The sequence below is a fragment of the Microbacterium sp. K36 genome, from assembly GCF_004794355.1.
Classification (GTDB): Bacteria; Actinomycetota; Actinomycetes; order Actinomycetales; family Microbacteriaceae; genus Microbacterium; species Microbacterium paraoxydans_D.
The window spans coordinates 1-14,417 of record NZ_SSDN01000032.1 but is presented as its reverse complement, the minus strand read 5'-3'; the positions used below and the strand labels follow the sequence as shown (position 1 = coordinate 14,417).

The 14,417-nt window shown below is 71.0% G+C and carries 14 protein-coding genes and 1 pseudogene; 7 read left to right on the top strand and 8 right to left on the bottom strand.

Annotated elements, in window-relative coordinates; all coding sequences use genetic code 11:
* The first annotated feature begins 13 nt into the window (after positions 1-13).
* Positions 14-1,456 carry a glyceraldehyde-3-phosphate dehydrogenase gene (locus DW296_RS01350; protein ID WP_136050765.1) on the top strand — a complete coding sequence of 481 codons (1,443 nt, stop codon included), beginning with the start codon at positions 14-16 and terminating at the stop codon, positions 1,454-1,456.
* A 98-nt stretch (positions 1,457-1,554) separates the two neighbouring features.
* A complete protein-coding gene (locus DW296_RS01345) occupies positions 1,555-2,598 on the top strand; it encodes a winged helix DNA-binding domain-containing protein (protein WP_136050764.1) in 1,044 nt (347 codons plus the stop codon).
* Between the two features lie 105 nt (positions 2,599-2,703).
* Here the strand turns inward: DW296_RS01345 and DW296_RS01340 are convergent, their stop codons facing one another.
* Positions 2,704-4,146 carry an XRE family transcriptional regulator gene (locus DW296_RS01340; protein ID WP_071328117.1) on the bottom strand — a complete coding sequence of 481 codons (1,443 nt, stop codon included), beginning with the start codon at positions 4,144-4,146 and terminating at the stop codon, positions 2,704-2,706.
* 109 nt (positions 4,147-4,255) lie between these two features.
* Between DW296_RS01340 and DW296_RS01335 the strand changes: the two genes are divergently transcribed.
* Positions 4,256-6,118: a phosphoenolpyruvate carboxykinase (GTP) gene (locus tag DW296_RS01335; protein ID WP_205807773.1), complete on the top strand. Its 1,863-nt coding sequence runs from the start codon at positions 4,256-4,258 to the stop codon at positions 6,116-6,118.
* Positions 6,119-6,372: 254 nt separating this feature from the next.
* Here DW296_RS01335 and DW296_RS01330 read toward each other — a convergent pair whose 3' ends face one another.
* Together DW296_RS01330 and DW296_RS01325 are read right to left on the bottom strand one after the other, a co-directional pair.
* Positions 6,373-8,259, bottom strand: coding sequence for an ABC transporter ATP-binding protein (locus DW296_RS01330; RefSeq protein ID WP_136050763.1), 1,887 nt, complete (start codon positions 8,257-8,259; stop codon positions 6,373-6,375).
* A 76-nt stretch (positions 8,260-8,335) separates the two neighbouring features.
* Positions 8,336-8,542 carry an AsnC family protein gene (locus DW296_RS01325; RefSeq protein WP_136050762.1) on the bottom strand — a complete coding sequence of 69 codons (207 nt, stop codon included), beginning with the start codon at positions 8,540-8,542 and terminating at the stop codon, positions 8,336-8,338.
* A 119-nt stretch (positions 8,543-8,661) separates the two neighbouring features.
* Between DW296_RS01325 and DW296_RS01320 the strand changes: the two genes are divergently transcribed.
* Both DW296_RS01320 and DW296_RS01315 read left to right on the top strand, forming a co-directional pair.
* Positions 8,662-8,907: a FitA-like ribbon-helix-helix domain-containing protein gene (locus DW296_RS01320; protein WP_136050761.1), complete on the top strand. Its 246-nt coding sequence runs from the start codon at positions 8,662-8,664 to the stop codon at positions 8,905-8,907.
* Positions 8,904-9,290, top strand: a complete 387-nt coding sequence (locus DW296_RS01315; protein ID WP_136050760.1) for a type II toxin-antitoxin system VapC family toxin — start codon at positions 8,904-8,906, stop codon at positions 9,288-9,290. Before DW296_RS01320 ends, DW296_RS01315 begins: the two co-directional genes overlap by 4 nt.
* A 72-nt stretch (positions 9,291-9,362) precedes the next feature.
* Here DW296_RS01315 and DW296_RS01310 read toward each other — a convergent pair whose 3' ends face one another.
* A complete protein-coding gene (locus tag DW296_RS01310; protein ID WP_136050759.1) occupies positions 9,363-10,823 on the bottom strand; it encodes an MFS transporter in 1,461 nt (486 codons plus the stop codon).
* A gap of 144 nt (positions 10,824-10,967) precedes the next feature.
* Here DW296_RS01310 and DW296_RS01305 point away from each other — a divergent pair, with 144 nt between their 5' ends.
* Entirely contained in the window at positions 10,968-11,465 is a 498-nt protein-coding gene (locus DW296_RS01305) for a metallophosphoesterase family protein (RefSeq protein WP_136050758.1), read from the top strand.
* Positions 11,462-11,965: a GAF domain-containing protein gene (locus DW296_RS01300; protein WP_136050757.1), complete on the top strand. Its 504-nt coding sequence runs from the start codon at positions 11,462-11,464 to the stop codon at positions 11,963-11,965. The genes DW296_RS01305 and DW296_RS01300 overlap by 4 nt, the downstream gene beginning before the upstream one ends.
* Before the next feature lie 8 nt (positions 11,966-11,973).
* Here the strand turns inward: DW296_RS01300 and DW296_RS01295 are convergent, their stop codons facing one another.
* The 4 genes and pseudogenes from DW296_RS01295 to DW296_RS16625 form a co-directional block, all read right to left on the bottom strand.
* A complete protein-coding gene (locus tag DW296_RS01295; RefSeq protein ID WP_136050756.1) occupies positions 11,974-12,333 on the bottom strand; it encodes a Fe-S protein in 360 nt (119 codons plus the stop codon).
* Positions 12,334-12,418: 85 nt separating this feature from the next.
* Positions 12,419-12,892: a 6,7-dimethyl-8-ribityllumazine synthase gene (gene ribH, locus DW296_RS01290; RefSeq protein ID WP_025103903.1), complete on the bottom strand. Its 474-nt coding sequence runs from the start codon at positions 12,890-12,892 to the stop codon at positions 12,419-12,421.
* Positions 12,889-14,157 (bottom strand): GTP cyclohydrolase II, encoded by a 1,269-nt coding sequence (gene ribA, locus DW296_RS01285; protein WP_136050755.1) that lies wholly within the window; start codon positions 14,155-14,157, stop codon positions 12,889-12,891. Before ribA ends, ribH begins: the two co-directional genes overlap by 4 nt.
* Positions 14,154-14,417, bottom strand: a pseudogene (locus DW296_RS16625) (hypothetical protein); the annotation flags it as partial. The gene ribA and the pseudogene DW296_RS16625, both read right to left, overlap by 4 nt.

Genomic DNA, 14,417 nt, shown 5'->3' with positions numbered 1-14,417 from the left:
TGCAAGGACGCAGATGAACGATTCCGCGGCACACCGCGACGAATGGACGGCGAGCGAAGAGCTGGCGGAGCGGATGATCCCGCTCATCGGGGCTCTCAAGCGCGAGCGTGACGTGGTCACCTCGTTGCACGGTCATCGCCTGCTCGGCCTCTCGGCCACCGGCGTCGTCGAGGTGCACGAGCGCGTGGCCCAGCTCGGACATGAGCGCCTGGCGGTCGAGGACAGCCTGGCGGTGCTCGAGGGCATCCACGCCCTGGCCCCCGGGGCCTCGTCGATCGACGTGGCCCGCCTCGTGGAAGGGCACGCCTCAAGTGGGCGCCCGCTCGGGGAGTACCTGGCCGAGGCTCTGGCCCCGGCCGTCGGCGCGGTCCCGGCACCGCCGACCGACGTCGTGCTCTACGGGTTCGGCCGCATCGGCCGCCTGCTGGCCCGCATCCTCATCGCGCACACCGGCGGCGGGAGCGGACTCCGGCTCCGCGCCATCGTCGTGCGCCGCGGCTCCGAGAACGACCTCGTCAAGCGCGCGTCGCTGCTGCTGCGCGACTCGGTGCACGGCCGCTTCGCGGGCTCGGTCACGGTGGACGAGGATGCCGAGCAGATCATCGCCAACGGCACGCGCATCCAGGTCATCTACTCCGACGACCCGGCCGCCGTCGACTACACCGCCTACGGCATCGACGACGCGATCGTCGTCGACAACACCGGCCGCTGGCGTGACGAGGCCGGACTCTCCCAGCACCTCCGCGCGAAGGGCGTCGCCCGGGTGCTGCTGACCGCCCCCGGCAAGGGCGCGCTGAAGAACATCGTGCAGGGCATCAACGACGACACGATCACCGAGGAAGACCGCATCGTCTCCGCGGCGTCGTGCACGACCAACGCCATCACCCCGGTGCTCGCCGCGATCGACGAGGCCTTCGGTGTGGTGAAGGGGCACGTCGAGACCGTGCACTCGTTCACGAACGACCAGAACCTCATCGACAACTTCCACAAGGGCGACCGCCGCGGCCGCTCCGCCGTGCTGAACATGGTCATCACCGAGACCGGGGCGGCGAAGGCCGTGGCCAAGGCCCTCCCGCAGCTGGAGGGCAAGCTCACGGGCAGCGCGATCCGCGTCCCCACGCCGGACGTCTCGCTCGCGGTGCTGCACCTCACGCTGGAGCGCCCCGCCACCAAGGACCAGGTCAACGACTACCTGCGCCGGGTCTCGCTGCACTCGAAGCTCCGGCAGCAGATCGACTACGTGGAGAGCCCCGAGGTGGTCTCCACGGACTTCGTCGGCTCGCACCGCGCGGGCATCGTCGACGGCCTGGCCACCATCGCCGACGAGGACACCCTCATCCTCTACGTCTGGTACGACAACGAGTTCGGCTACTCGTGCCAGGTAATCCGGGTGCTGGAGACCATGGCGGGGTCGCACCCCGTCGTCCTCCCCACTCGCCGCGAAGTCACCCTCTGACCCCCGACCCACCCCTTTCCGCTCGACCCGGCCCTCTGCGTGCGCACGCAACGGGCCGGGGCACGCGAAAGGGGGTGGGTCGCGGCATGATGAGGGGCATGAAGACCTCACAGTGGCGGGAGGAGCGGCTGCGGTGGCAGGGGCTGACCGCGCCGGAGGCGGACGTGACGGGGGCGGCGGGGCGGCTGCTGGCGGTGCAGAGCCAGGACTTCACGGCCGGACGGTGGGCGCTGGCCGTGCGGACGAAGGGCGACGTACGACTCCGGGACGTCGATGCCGCGTTCGACCGCGGCGACCTCGTCCGGGCCTGGACGATGCGAGGGACGCTGCACACGATCCCTGCGCGCGACCTCGGCTGGGTGCTGGAGGTCACGGCCGCACGACAGCAGCAGCAGGCGGCTTCCCGACAACGGCAGCTCGGCATCGACGACGCCATGATCGACGCGGTCGTCCGGGAGCTCACGCCGCGGCTCCGTGACGGCGGCCTCACCAGGGGCGAGATCTTCGCCGTGCTCGAGGGCATCGGCATCGACCCCTCAGGGCAGCGCGGCATCCACCTGCTGTTCGGGCTGACGGTCTCCGGCGTGCTCGTGCAGGGGCCGGTCGTGCGGCGGGAGGGCATCACGCGGGAGCAGCGGTTCGTGCTCGCGGCGGATCACATCCGCGACCACGCCCACCCGGAGGACCCGCTGGCCGAGCTGTTCATCCGCTACGTCGAGGGCCACGGGCCCGCGGAGGTCGCGGACTTCGCGTGGTGGTCGGGGCTGACGCTCGGGCGGTCCCGGGAGGCGGCGGAGCGCGCGGCGGCCCGGGTGACCGAGGTCGAGGACGGGGTCTTCGTCGGCCGCACCCCACCCCGGCGCGCGGCGGGCCGTCCGTCCGTGTTCGCCCTCGGAGCCTTCGACGAGTACTACATCTCCTACGCCGACCGCACCGTCGTCTGCGCTCCGGAGCACCTCCCCGCCGTCGGACCGGGGAAGAACGGGATGGTCCGGGCGACCGTGGTGGAGAACGGCCGCGTGATCGGCTGCTGGACCCACGCCGCCGCCGCCCACACCACTCCTCCCACTCTCTTCGAGCCCCCCGAGGATCCCGCCGCCGTCACCGCCGCCCTCGCCCGCTTCGCCGCATTCCTCCCCTGACCCCTGCCCACCCTCCTCTCGTCGACCCACCCCTTTCTGCGCCTCCCGGCCCCCTACGGCCGCGCGTAACGGGCCGGGGCGCACGCACGGGGGTGGGTCGGCGGGTCACTCACTCGCGTGGCGGCCCAGGAAGTTGTAGACCTCGTTGTCGTCCACGCCGGGGAACATGCCGCGGGGGAGTGGCGAGAACATGTGGGTGTGCACGCGGGCGCTCGGCCACGCCCGGCCCTTCCAGCGCTCCGTGAGCTCGGCCGACGGACGACGGCAGCACGCCTCGTCGGGGCAGGTCGACACGGCCCTGTCGTTCGTCTCGCGTCCCCGCCACCACCGGGCATCGTCGAACGGCACGCCGACCGTGACGGAGAACTCGCCCTCGCTCGACGAGCCGGTCTGCGTGGAGCACCAGAACGTGCCGGACGGGGTGTCCGTGTACTGGTGGTGCTCGACGGTGCGGTTCTGCTCCGTGAAGGCGGAGCGGGCCTGGAACTTCCGGCACACCCGCTGCCCCTCCACCGCTCCCGTCACGTCCATCGGCAGGGGCAGGTCGTCGTTCTCGTATACGCGCGTGATGGCTCCGGTCGAGTCGACGCGCAGGAAGTGCAGCGACATGCCGAGGTGCTGCGTGAGCAGGTTGGTCATGCGCATGCCGGCGGCCTCGTGCGTCACGCCGAACCCGTCGCGGAAGTCCTCCACCGCGAGGTTGCGGTCTTTCTTCGCCTGCTGCAGGAAGGCCACCGCGGCGGTCTCCGGCATCAGGCAGCACGCGGCGAAGTAGTTGATCTCCAGGCGCTGCTGCAGGAAGTCGGCGTAGTCGGTCGGCGGCGTATGCCCGAGCAGACGGTGCGCCATCGCCTGCAGCGCCATGGACCGGAGGCCGTGTCCGCCGGGGATGGATGCCGGGGGCAGGTAGATGCGGCCGTTCTCGAGGTCGGTGACGGAGCGCGTCGAGTGCGGCAGGTCGTTGACGTAGATGAGCTCGAAGCCGAGCTTCTCGGCCATGATGCTCACCGTGCGGTGGGTCAGGGCGCCCTGCGAATGGCCGGCCGCCTTGAGCTGTTTCTCCGCGAGCTTCTCGATGTCCGGGAGGTAGTTGTTCTGCGCGCGCATCCGCAGGCGCAGCTCCGTGTTGGCGCGACGGGCCTCCTCCGGGGTCGCGATGGCCTCGCGCTCGCGGCGCTGCAGCTCGCGGTGCAACCCGAGGATGGACTCGATGGTCTCGTCACTCATGCCCTTCGTGACCCGGACGGGCGAGACCCCGAGCTGACGGAACACCGGACTCTCCTGCGCCCGCTCCAGCTCGATCTCCAGGGCCGCGCGCCGGTTCGGCGGCTCGCCGGAGATGAGGTCGGTCACCTCCGTGCCGGTGGCCTGCGCGATCGCCTGGAGGAGGGAGAGCTTGGGCTCGCGCTTGCCGTTCTCGATGAGGCTGAGCTGGGAGCCGGCGACCCCGACAAGGGCCCCCAGCTCATCGAGCGTGTACCCCTTCTCCAGGCGGCGGTGCCGGATGCGGTGGCCGAGGGTCGTGAGGTGGATGCCGGAGGACGCCATAGTTTGAGTCTAGCGAAAGAACCCTGATTCTTATCGCCCGATTTGGCCGAAAGTCCGCGACAAGGGCGAAGAAGATGGAAGCAACGCCCCACACTTCGAAGGAGCAGTCATGGCCATGGCCGAAGTCCTCACCCCTCGCACGTCCCCTGTCGCCCCGACGCGCACGTTCGGCACCGCCCCCTCCTACGACACGCCCGCGATGGCGGAGCTCGCCGCCTGGGTCGAGGAGATCCGCGCGCTCACGCAGCCGGACGCCGTGCACTGGGTGGACGGCTCGCGCGCCGAGAACGACTGGCTGCTGCGCGGACTCGTCGACGAGGGCAAGCTCATCAAGCTGAACCCCGAGTGGCGTCCCGGCTCGTACCTGGCGCGCTCGCACCCCAGCGACGTCGCCCGCACCGAGGCCCGCACCTTCATCGCCTCGGAGCGCGAGGAGGACGCCGGCCCCACCAACAACTGGGCCGACCCCGCCGCGATGCACGCGAAGATGGACGAGATCTTCGAGGGCTCGATGCGCGGCCGCACGATGTACGTCGTGCCGTTCTCGATGGGTCGCGTCGGCGGACCGCTGTCGCACATCGGCGTGCAGATCACCGACAGCGCCTACGCGGTCGCGTCGATCGGCATCATGACCCGCGTGGGCGACGAGGTCACCCGCCAGATCGCCGAGGGCGCGCCCTGGGTCAAGACCGTGCACTCCGTCGGCGCTCCGCTGGAGGCGGGCGAGCCGGACGTCGAGTGGCCCTGCAACGACGACAAGTACATCGTGCACTTCCCGGAGACGCTCGAGGTCTACTCGTACGGCTCGGGCTACGGCGGCAATGCGATCCTGGCGAAGAAGTGCTTCGCGCTGCGCATCGCGTCGGTGATCGCCCGGGACGAGGGTTGGCTCGCCGAGCACATGCTCCTCATCCGCGTGATCGACCCGCAGGGCAAGGCGTACCACGTTGCCGCGGCGTTCCCGTCGGCCTGCGGCAAGACGAACCTCGCGATGCTGCGACCGACGATCCCCGGCTGGAAGGTCGAGACCCTCGGCGACGACATCGCCTGGATCCGCCCCGGCGAGGACGGACGGCTCTGGGCGATCAACCCCGAGGCTGGCTTCTTCGGTGTCGCGCCCGGCACCGGAGAGTCGACCAACGTCACCGCGGTCGAGACCCTGTGGGGCAACACGATCTTCACCAACGTCGCGCTCCGCCCCGACGGCGACGTGTGGTGGGAGGGCCTGACCGACGAGGCGCCCGCGAACCTCATCGACTGGGAGGGCAACGACTGGACGCCCGACTCCGGTCGTCCCGCGGCGCACCCCAACTCGCGCTTCACGGTGTCGGCGGCCCAGTGCCCGCAGATCTCCGAGGACTTGGAGGAGGCCGTGCCGCTCGACGTCATCCTGTTCGGCGGACGCCGCGCGAGCAACGTGCCGCTCGTGGTCGAGGCCACCGACTGGACCCACGGCGTGTTCCTGGGCTCGAACATCTCGTCCGAGCGCACGGCGGCGGCCGAGGGCACGGTCGGCGAGCTGCGCCGCGACCCCTTCGCGATGCTGCCGTTCTGCGGCTACAACATGGCCGACTACTTCGGTCACTGGCTGAAGGTCGGCCGCGGCCTGCGGTTCGACCGCGCGCCGCGCATCTTCCAGGTGAACTGGTTCCGCCGCGGAGCGGACGGCCGGTTCCTCTGGCCCGGATTCGGCGACAACTCCCGCGTCGTCGACTGGATCATCCGCCGGGTGGCCGGCGACGTGCCGGCCGTGGACAGCCCCATCGGACGCCTGCCGCGCGTGGAGGACCTCAACCTCGACGGCCTCGACATCCCCGCGGAAGACCTCGACGAGCTCTTCTCGGTCGACCCCGAGGCGTGGAAGGCCGAGGCCGACCTCACGGAGGAGTTCTACGACACGTTCGGCGACCGGGTGCCCGCGGCCCTCCGCACCGAACTCGCGTCGCTGCGCTACCGCCTCGCGAAGGCCTAGCCCCCAGACCGGTGCCGGTTCGGGGGAGCCGGCACCCTCGGCCTCCGGGTCGAGACAGACCCGCGAAGGCGGGGCATCAGAGACGAACCCATGGCTGAGTGGTCTCCGACGCCCCGCCTTCGTGGCACCCACTCCCGCCGAGACCCCGGTTTCGCGTCGAGACCCCGCCCCGCGTACGTGCGGAAGGCGGGGTCTCGGCGGAAACGCGGGGTCTCGGCGGTGCAGAAGGGGGAGGGAGGGGGAGGGGAGGAGGGTTAGGCGAGGAGTTGGTGGCGGGCGAGGTCGCGGTAGAGCGGAGTCGACTCCACGAGCTCGGCGTGGGTGCCCTGTCCGACGACCACGCCGTCCTGCAGCACCACGATGAGGTCGCTGTCGACGACGGTGGACAGACGGTGTGCGATCACGACGAGCGTGCGGTCGGTGGCGACCGCGTCGATGGCCTCGCGCATGCGCTGCTCGTTCACGCCGTCGAGCGACGAGGTCGACTCGTCCAGCAGCAGGATCGGGGCGTCCGTGAGGAGCGCCCTCGCGATCGCGAGCCGCTGCCGTTCGCCGCCGGAAAGCATCACGCCGTCCTCGCCGACCGGAGCGTCGACGCCGAGGGGGTTCCGCTCCAGCACGTCGCTCAGGTTCACAGCGCGGAGCACGCGCTCGCAGTCCTCGTCCGTCGCCGTCGGAGACGCGAGCCGCAGGTTCTCGGCGAGGGTGCCGGCGAGGGTCGGGGCGTCCTGCTCGACATAGCCGAAGTGGGCGCGCAGCTCGTCGCGCGGATAGGTGCGGGTGTCGTGCCCCTTCAGGCGGATGGAGCCGCCCGTGGGGTCGTAGAAGCGCTCGATGAGGGAGAGGATGGTGCTCTTCCCCGCCCCGCTCGGACCGACCAGCGCCACCCGCGCCCCGCGCGGGACCGCGAACGACACCCCGCGGAGCACTTCGTGGTCCTGGGGGTCGGGGGCGGACTCGGTCTGCTCCAGGTGCGCGTCGGCGAGCAGGGTCTGCGCCTCCCTCGCGGCGGCGCGGCGGGCCGCGACGACGTTCTCGGGGTAGCGGAAGCGCACGTCGCGGAACTCCAGGGCGGGGGCGTCTGCGCCGGGCTCCTCGTCACGGGGGAGGGCCGCGGCGGTGGCCGCGTCGTCCTGGGTCTCGGTGGGCAGGTCGAGCACCTCCTGGATGCGGCCGAGCGCGCCGAGGGCCTGGTTGACGGAGGTGATCGCGCCGAACGTCGAGGCGAGGGGCATCACCAGCAGGAAGAGGAACATCACGAAAGAGATCAGGGCCGCGATCGAGATGGCTCCGGCGGCGACGCGGAAGCCGCCCACGCCAAGCACGACGAGCAGGGAGAGCTGGAGGGCGATGCCGGCGACCGGCACCACGAGCGAGGAGATCTTCGCGATCCGCACGCCGATGCCGTACGCCTCGGAGGCCCGCTCCGTCACCGCCGCGGTCTCCCGCTCGGTCGCGCCGGAGGCTCGGATGGTGCGGATGGAGCCGACGGCCCGCTCGACACCCGAGGCCAGCTCGCCGACCTTCTCCTGCTGGGCCGTGGACGCCGTGCGGATCCGGCCGCTGAGGGCGACGACGACCACGACGGAGACGCCGATCACCACGACGATGAGCAGCAGCAGCACGGGGTCGATGAGCAGCATCGCGATGAGCGCCCCCGCGAAGAGGACGACGTTGCCGACCGCGTCGGCCAGCCCCTGCGTGAGGACGGCATAGAGCAGCGTCGTGTCGGTGCCCACGCGGGAGACGAGGTCGCCGGTGCGCCGTGCGTCGAACTCCGACGTCGGCAGGTGCAGGATGCGGGCGATGAGCTTGCGGCGGCTGGAGTACACGACCGCGGTGCCGGTGCGCTGCAGCAGGTAGTGCTGGAAGCCGGAGATGATCGACGACACGATCACGAAGCCGACGAGCAGCCACACGAGCACGCCGATCGTGCCGTCCGATTGCACGGCTTCGATGACCTGTCCGACGAGGAGGGGCTGCACGAGCGAGGTCGCGGCACCGAACACGCTGAGGACGGCGACGACGACGAGGGTGCGCTTGTGCTCGAAGAGGAAGGGGAGGAGCTGGCGGAAGGTGGCGCGGGGCCCGTCGGCCGGTGCGCCCCGTCCGCGTCGGCGTGCTGTCGCCGTGCGGGACATGGGGGACCTCGATCTGGAGATGGTACTTCGACCGTACTCGGGGCACGGTCGTTTCCTATGGGGCGGCTGTATGGGCTCAGGTGCGGCCGAAGCGCCGATGCGCCGCCTGCTTGGTGACGCCGAGGGCGCTCGCGATCGCCTGCCACGAGTAGCCGCTCGTGCGGGCGCGACGGACCTGGGCCTCTTCGGCGCGCGCGAGCTCCTTGCGCAACGCCGCCAGGCGGTGGAGCTCGGCCAGGGGTTCGCCGCCCTCGGCTGCGGCGATGGTGGTCGGTCGAGACATGGGGACCTCCTTCGCGTCAATATTCGTTGACGCGCCGTTCGGTGTCAAGAAGTGTTGACGCGCGTGTTGTCCACAGGCGCCCTCTTGTCCGCATGCGGAGCGCATGCGATGCTGGCAGGATGGCTCGCATGCTGCAAGTGAGGAACCTGCCCGATGAGGTTCACGCCCGGCTCAAAGAGCGTGCCGCGGCGGAACGCATGAGCCTGTCGGACTACGTCGCGCGTGAGCTGGAAGACCTCGTCCGGTACCGCAGCAATGCGGAAGTCCTGGAGGCGTCGCGGGCACGGGCGCGCGCCGCCGGTGTCTCCCTGACGCGCGAGAGCATCCTCGCCGCCCGTGATCGCGAACGGGACGGGCGCAGGTGAGCGGGACGTCCGAGGCGGTCGTGCTCGATGCCTCGGCGGCGATCGAGGCACTGCTCGGCGAGGAGGTCTGGACGCACGGCGAGGAGTTCCATGCACACGCGGGTCTCGACATCGAGGTCCTGTCGGTGTTGCGTCGACTCACGATGCGGTCCTCGATGCCGGCACACGCTGCCCGCGAGGCCCTCGACGCGTTCGGGGCGTTGCAGATCACCCGCCATCCGCTGCGCCGGCTCATCCCGCGGATCTGGTCGCTGCGCGATGACGTCTCCGCGTACGACGCCGGTTATGTCGCGCTCGCCGAGGCCCTCGACGTCCCTCTGCTCACGGCCGATCGCCGGTTGGCGAAGACGGCGGCCCTGTACTGCGACGTCGTGGTGCTGTGAGCGCGCGGCCAGGAAGACGAGAACGGCTGCACCCCCGAGGGAGTGCAGCCGTTCCTGTCGTCCGGTCGGCCGCTAGAGCTCGACCGCGGAGGCGAGACCGAGGTCGTCCTCGTAGTCGTGGTCCTTCGTCTCCGGGGTGAAGATGAGCGCGATGAACGTCAGCACCCCCATCGAGGAGAGGTACAGTCCCACGAGCCAGGGCTCGCCGCCGACGGCCGCCCACAGGGCCACCGCGATGAACGGCGCCACGGCCGCACCGAGGATCGACGACACGTTGTATGCGATCGCGGAGCCGGAGTAGCGCACGTTCGTCGGGAAGAGCTCCGGCAGGAGGGCGCCCATCGGGCCGAACGTCGTGCCCATGAGCATGAAGCCGAACACGAGGAACGCCTGGGTGAGAGCGCCGGTGAACTTCGGGTCCGCCTGCGGGAGCAGGAAGATGTTGAACGACAGGCCGAAGACGACGATGAGTCCGGTGACCCACAGCAGCAGCTTGCGGCGCCCGATGGCGTCGGCGATCGGCCCGGACAGCAGCGTGAAGATGCCGAAGAACACGACGCCGATGATCTGCATGAGCACGAAGTCCGTGTAGCCGAAGCCGAGGCCCGGGTAGAACTGCGCCGCGAACGCGCTCGGGTCGAAGTCTTTTCCGGTCGCCTCCGCGGCAGCACGGGCGGCGGCCGAGGCGGTCTCCAGGTCGGCGGCCTTGGTGCCGTAGGTGAGCGTGAAGTTCGTCATCAGGTAGAACAGCACGTAGGTCGCCAGCATGATGAACGTGCCGAGGATGAGCTGCTTCCAGTGGTGCCGGAACACGGTCGCGAGCGGGAGCTTGCGGATGGCCCCGGTCTTCTCCGCCTTCTTGAACGTGTCCGACTCGACGAGGCGGAGCCGCACCCACAGGCCGATGATGACCATGACGGCCGAGAAGAGGAACGGCACACGCCAGCCCCAGGAGAGGAAGGCCTCCGACTTCAGCGCCGGGTCCTCGGGGTGGGGGAGCGCGAAGTTGATGGCGAGGAAGATGCCGTTCGCGATGATGAAGCCGAGCGGCGCGCCGAGCTGCGGGAACGAGCCGTACCAGGCGCGCTTGCCCTTCGGGGCGTTCTCGGTGGCCACCAGCGCCGCGCCCGACCACTCGCCGCCCAGCGCGAAGCCCTGGGCGAGACGGAGGATCAGCAGGAGCAGCGGGGCGACCCAGCCGATCTGCTGGAAGGTGGGCAGGAGGCCGATCACGAAGGTCGCGATGCCCATGGTGAGGAGCGACGCGACGAGGGTCGCCTTACGCCCGAACTTGTCGCCGAAGTGCCCGAAGACGACGGCGCCGATCGGGCGGGCGACCATCGCCGCGCCGAAGACGGCGAACGACGACAGCAGCGACGCGGTGTCGTTCGTGCTCGGGAAGAAGAGTGTGGGGAAGACGAGCACGGCTGCCGTCGCATAGACGTAGAAGTCGTAGAACTCGATGGTGGTGCCGACGAGGCTCGCGGTGATGACGCGCGAGCGGGGGTTCGCGGGTGTGGTGGCGGTGCTCAAGGGGTCTCCGATCCTCCGCCGGTATACCAGCGGACTCGGGCGAGTCTACGCCTTCCTGAGAGTTGGCTGGACGTTCATGACGGGACGGTGCCGAGCGCGTCGGTGCCGCCGCGTAGAGTCGGGGAGACCGGCCGGAGGGGACCCATGACCACGCGAATGCTGCTCCTCGCCGACACGCATGTCCCGAAGCGGTCGAAACGGTTGCCGGACGCGGCGCTCCAGGCGATCGACGAGGCCGACGTCGTCGTGCACGCGGGGGACTGGGTCGATCTCGCCACCGTCGAGCTGCTCCAAGCCCGCGCGCGCGTGCTCCACGGCGTGCACGGCAACAACGACGGCCCCGAGATCCGCCGGGTGCTGCCGGAGATCGCGCGGTTCACCGTGGAGGACACCGCCGTCGCCGTCATCCACGAGACGGGCGCTGCGACCGGGCGCGAGAAGCGGATGGATCTTTCCTTCCCCGACGCCGACCTGCTGGTCTTCGGGCATTCGCACATCCCGTGGGACACCGTGACGCCGAACGGGCTGCGGCTGCTCAACCCAGGCTCTCCCACCGACCGGCGCCGGCAGCCCGTGCACACGATGATGCACGTCATGGTCGACGGGCGCGATGTCGAGGCGACCCTGGTGCCGCTCCGATGACGGACGACGCAGCCGACGGGCCGATCGCCTACCGGGCGCCGATGCGCTCCCGCGACGATGCCGTCGCCCCGGGAGTCGCGGTCGAGCGCGCGCTCGCCGGAGGGGTATGCGGCATGGGCGGGCGGCTCGACCGCGCGCCCCGTTCCCTGACCGCGGCGCTCGCGGCCGTCGACGCCCGTCATGGCGAGCGGGTGGCGCGGCGGCTGGAGCGGTTCGCGGCGCTTCCGACGGGAACCCTCGTCTGGACGCGGGACGTCGACGGGTACTTCTGGCTCGGGAAGCTGACGGGGCCGTGGCGCTACGACGACGACCCGGCGGCGGTGGCGGCAGACCTCGTGCACGTGCGCGACTGCACCTGGTCGTCGGCCCCGGTGGCGCCGTCCGACGTCCCGCCGGGCGTCACGGCCACGTTCGCCCGCGGGGGACGCAACGGCCAGCGCATCCGGACGGCCGGGGCCGGGGAGCAGTCAGCCGCGCTCTGGGAGCGCGGCGTCCGCTGATCCGCGCCTCAGCGCCAGATCGCGGCGATGGCCGCGTTGACCGCGGTGAGGATGCCCACCAGCCAGAAGATCGCCGGCGGCACCACCTGGTCGCGCTTCTGGCGCGCCGTCCCGATCCCGAGCAGGGCGCCGATCGCGAGGAGGATGACGAGCTTCGTGCCGATCTTGGCGTAGTTCATCTCGACGCCCTCGGGAAGGCCCCACGGGGCGGCGAGGGCGAGGCCGGCGACCGCGGCGATCGTCATGCCGATGGTCATCAGACGCGTGAACACCCGCTTGCCGCCGAGCGCCTGCGCTGCCCAGGCCCCGAAGAGCACGGCGAAGCCGATGAGGTGGACGAAGAGCACGATGTGGCGCAGGGTCTCCATGCCCTCACCGTACGAGAGCGCAGCCTTCCGCGCCACCAAGGCACGCCTGACCTCGCGCCCGCGATCGGACGCGAGGCGGAGGGAGTCAGCCGCGCAGCTCGCGGATCACGAGGGCGGTGCGCAGCGCCGCGTCCGCGGCCTCCGCGCCCTTGTCCTCCTTCGAGCCCTCCAGGCCTGCGCGGTCCAGCCCCTGCTTCTCGTCGTCGAGCGTGAGCAGCCCGAACCCGACGGGCTTGCCGGCGTCGAGGGAGACACGGGTGAGGCCGTCGGTCGCCGCGGCTGAGACGTACTCGAAGTGCGGCGTGCCGCCGCGGATGATGACCCCGAGCGCGACCACAGCGTCCGCACCGCCGGCGAAGGCGGCCTGTGCGGCCACGGCGAGCTCGAACGAGCCGGGCACCCGCACCAGGCGATGCGTCGCGCCGGCCTCGTCGAGCACCCGCTGCGCACCGGCGATCAGGCCGTTCGAGATCACCTCGTGCCAGGTGCCGGCGATCACGACGACCTCCAGCCCCCGCCCGTCGATGTTCCCCGTCTTCGGTGCTCCGGCGCCGCTCATTCCTCGTCCTTTCCTGCCGCGAGGGCCTCGGCGAGCTCTGCCTCGCCGATGATGTGGCCCATGCGGTCGCGCTTGGTCTCCAGATACTGGTGGTTGTTCGGGCCCACGCCCACGATCAGCGGCACCTGCTCGACGACGTCGAGGCCGAGCTCGCGCAGCTTGTCCACCTTGTCGGTGTTGTTGGTGAGCAGCCGGACCTTCGAGACGCCCAGGTCGGTGAGGATCCCGGCCGCTGCCGCGTAGTCGCGGGCATCGGCCGGGAGGCCCAGCGCCAGGTTCGCGTCGACGGTGTCCAGGCCGTCCTCCTGCAGGCTGTAGGCGCGGAGTTTGTTGATGAGCCCGATGCCGCGTCCCTCGTGCCCCCGCATGTAGATGACGATCCCGCCCTCGCGGTCGATCGCGTCCAGCGCGGCATCGAGCTGCGGCCCGCACTCGCACTTCTGGGAGCCGAACGCCTCGCCGGTCAGGCACTCGGAGTGCACGCGGACGAGCGCCGTCTCGGTCGGCTCGCCGGACACGACCGCGATGTGGTCGGTGCCGGTGACGCGGTCCTTGTAGGCGAGGAAGCGGAACGTGCCGTGGTCGGTGGGCACGGTGGCGTCGGCACGCAGGCTCACGCGGCGTCCACGCTGGGCGGCCGGTGTCGCTCCGTCCGGGTCTATCTCGTTGAGGTGCGCGATGAGCTGCTCGATCGTGATGACCGGCACGCCGTCGCGGGCGCCCAGCTCGAGGAGCCCGGGAAGCCGCATCATGCTGCCGTCCTCGGCGACGACCTCCGCGATCGCGCCGACGGGCCGGAGGCCGGCGAGCTTCATGAGCTCGACCGCGGCTTCGGTGTGGCCGCTGCGCTCGCGCACACCGCCGTCGACGGCCCGCAGCGGCAGCACGTGGCCGGGGCGGATGAGGCTCGCAGGGGTCGAGTCGGGGTTCGCGAGCACGGTGAGGGTGCGGGCGCGGTCGCTCGCGCTGATCCCGGTCGTCACCCCTTCCGCGGCGTCGACGCTCACGGTGTAGGCGGTGGAGCGGGCGTCTTCGCTGGCCGCGACCATGGGCGGGAGATTGAGGCTGTCCGCGAGGTCGGTGGGCATCGGCGCGCAGATGAAACCGGACGACCAGCGCACCGTCCACGCCACCCACTCGGGGGTGGCGAGCTCGGCGGAGAGGACGACGTCGCCCTCGTTCTCACGGTTCTCGTCGTCGGCCACGAGCACGGGCCGGCCGGCGCGCAGCGCCTCCAGGGCCTCGGGGATGGTTGCCAGGCTCATCGCGAGCCCCCTTCCGGTGCGGCGCGGAAGGCGAGCAGCCGCTCGACGTGCCGCGCGAGGATGTCTGTCTCGAGGTTCACGTGGTCGCCGACCGCGCGGGTGCCGAGGGTGGTCGCCGCCAGGGTCTCCGGGATGAGCGACACCTCGAACCAGTGCCCGCCCCCGGTCGCCGAGCCCTCCGGGGTCCCTGAGCCCTCCTGGGTCCCCGAGTCCTCCTGGGTCACCGAGCCCTCCTGGGTCCCTGAGCCTGTCGAAGGGCT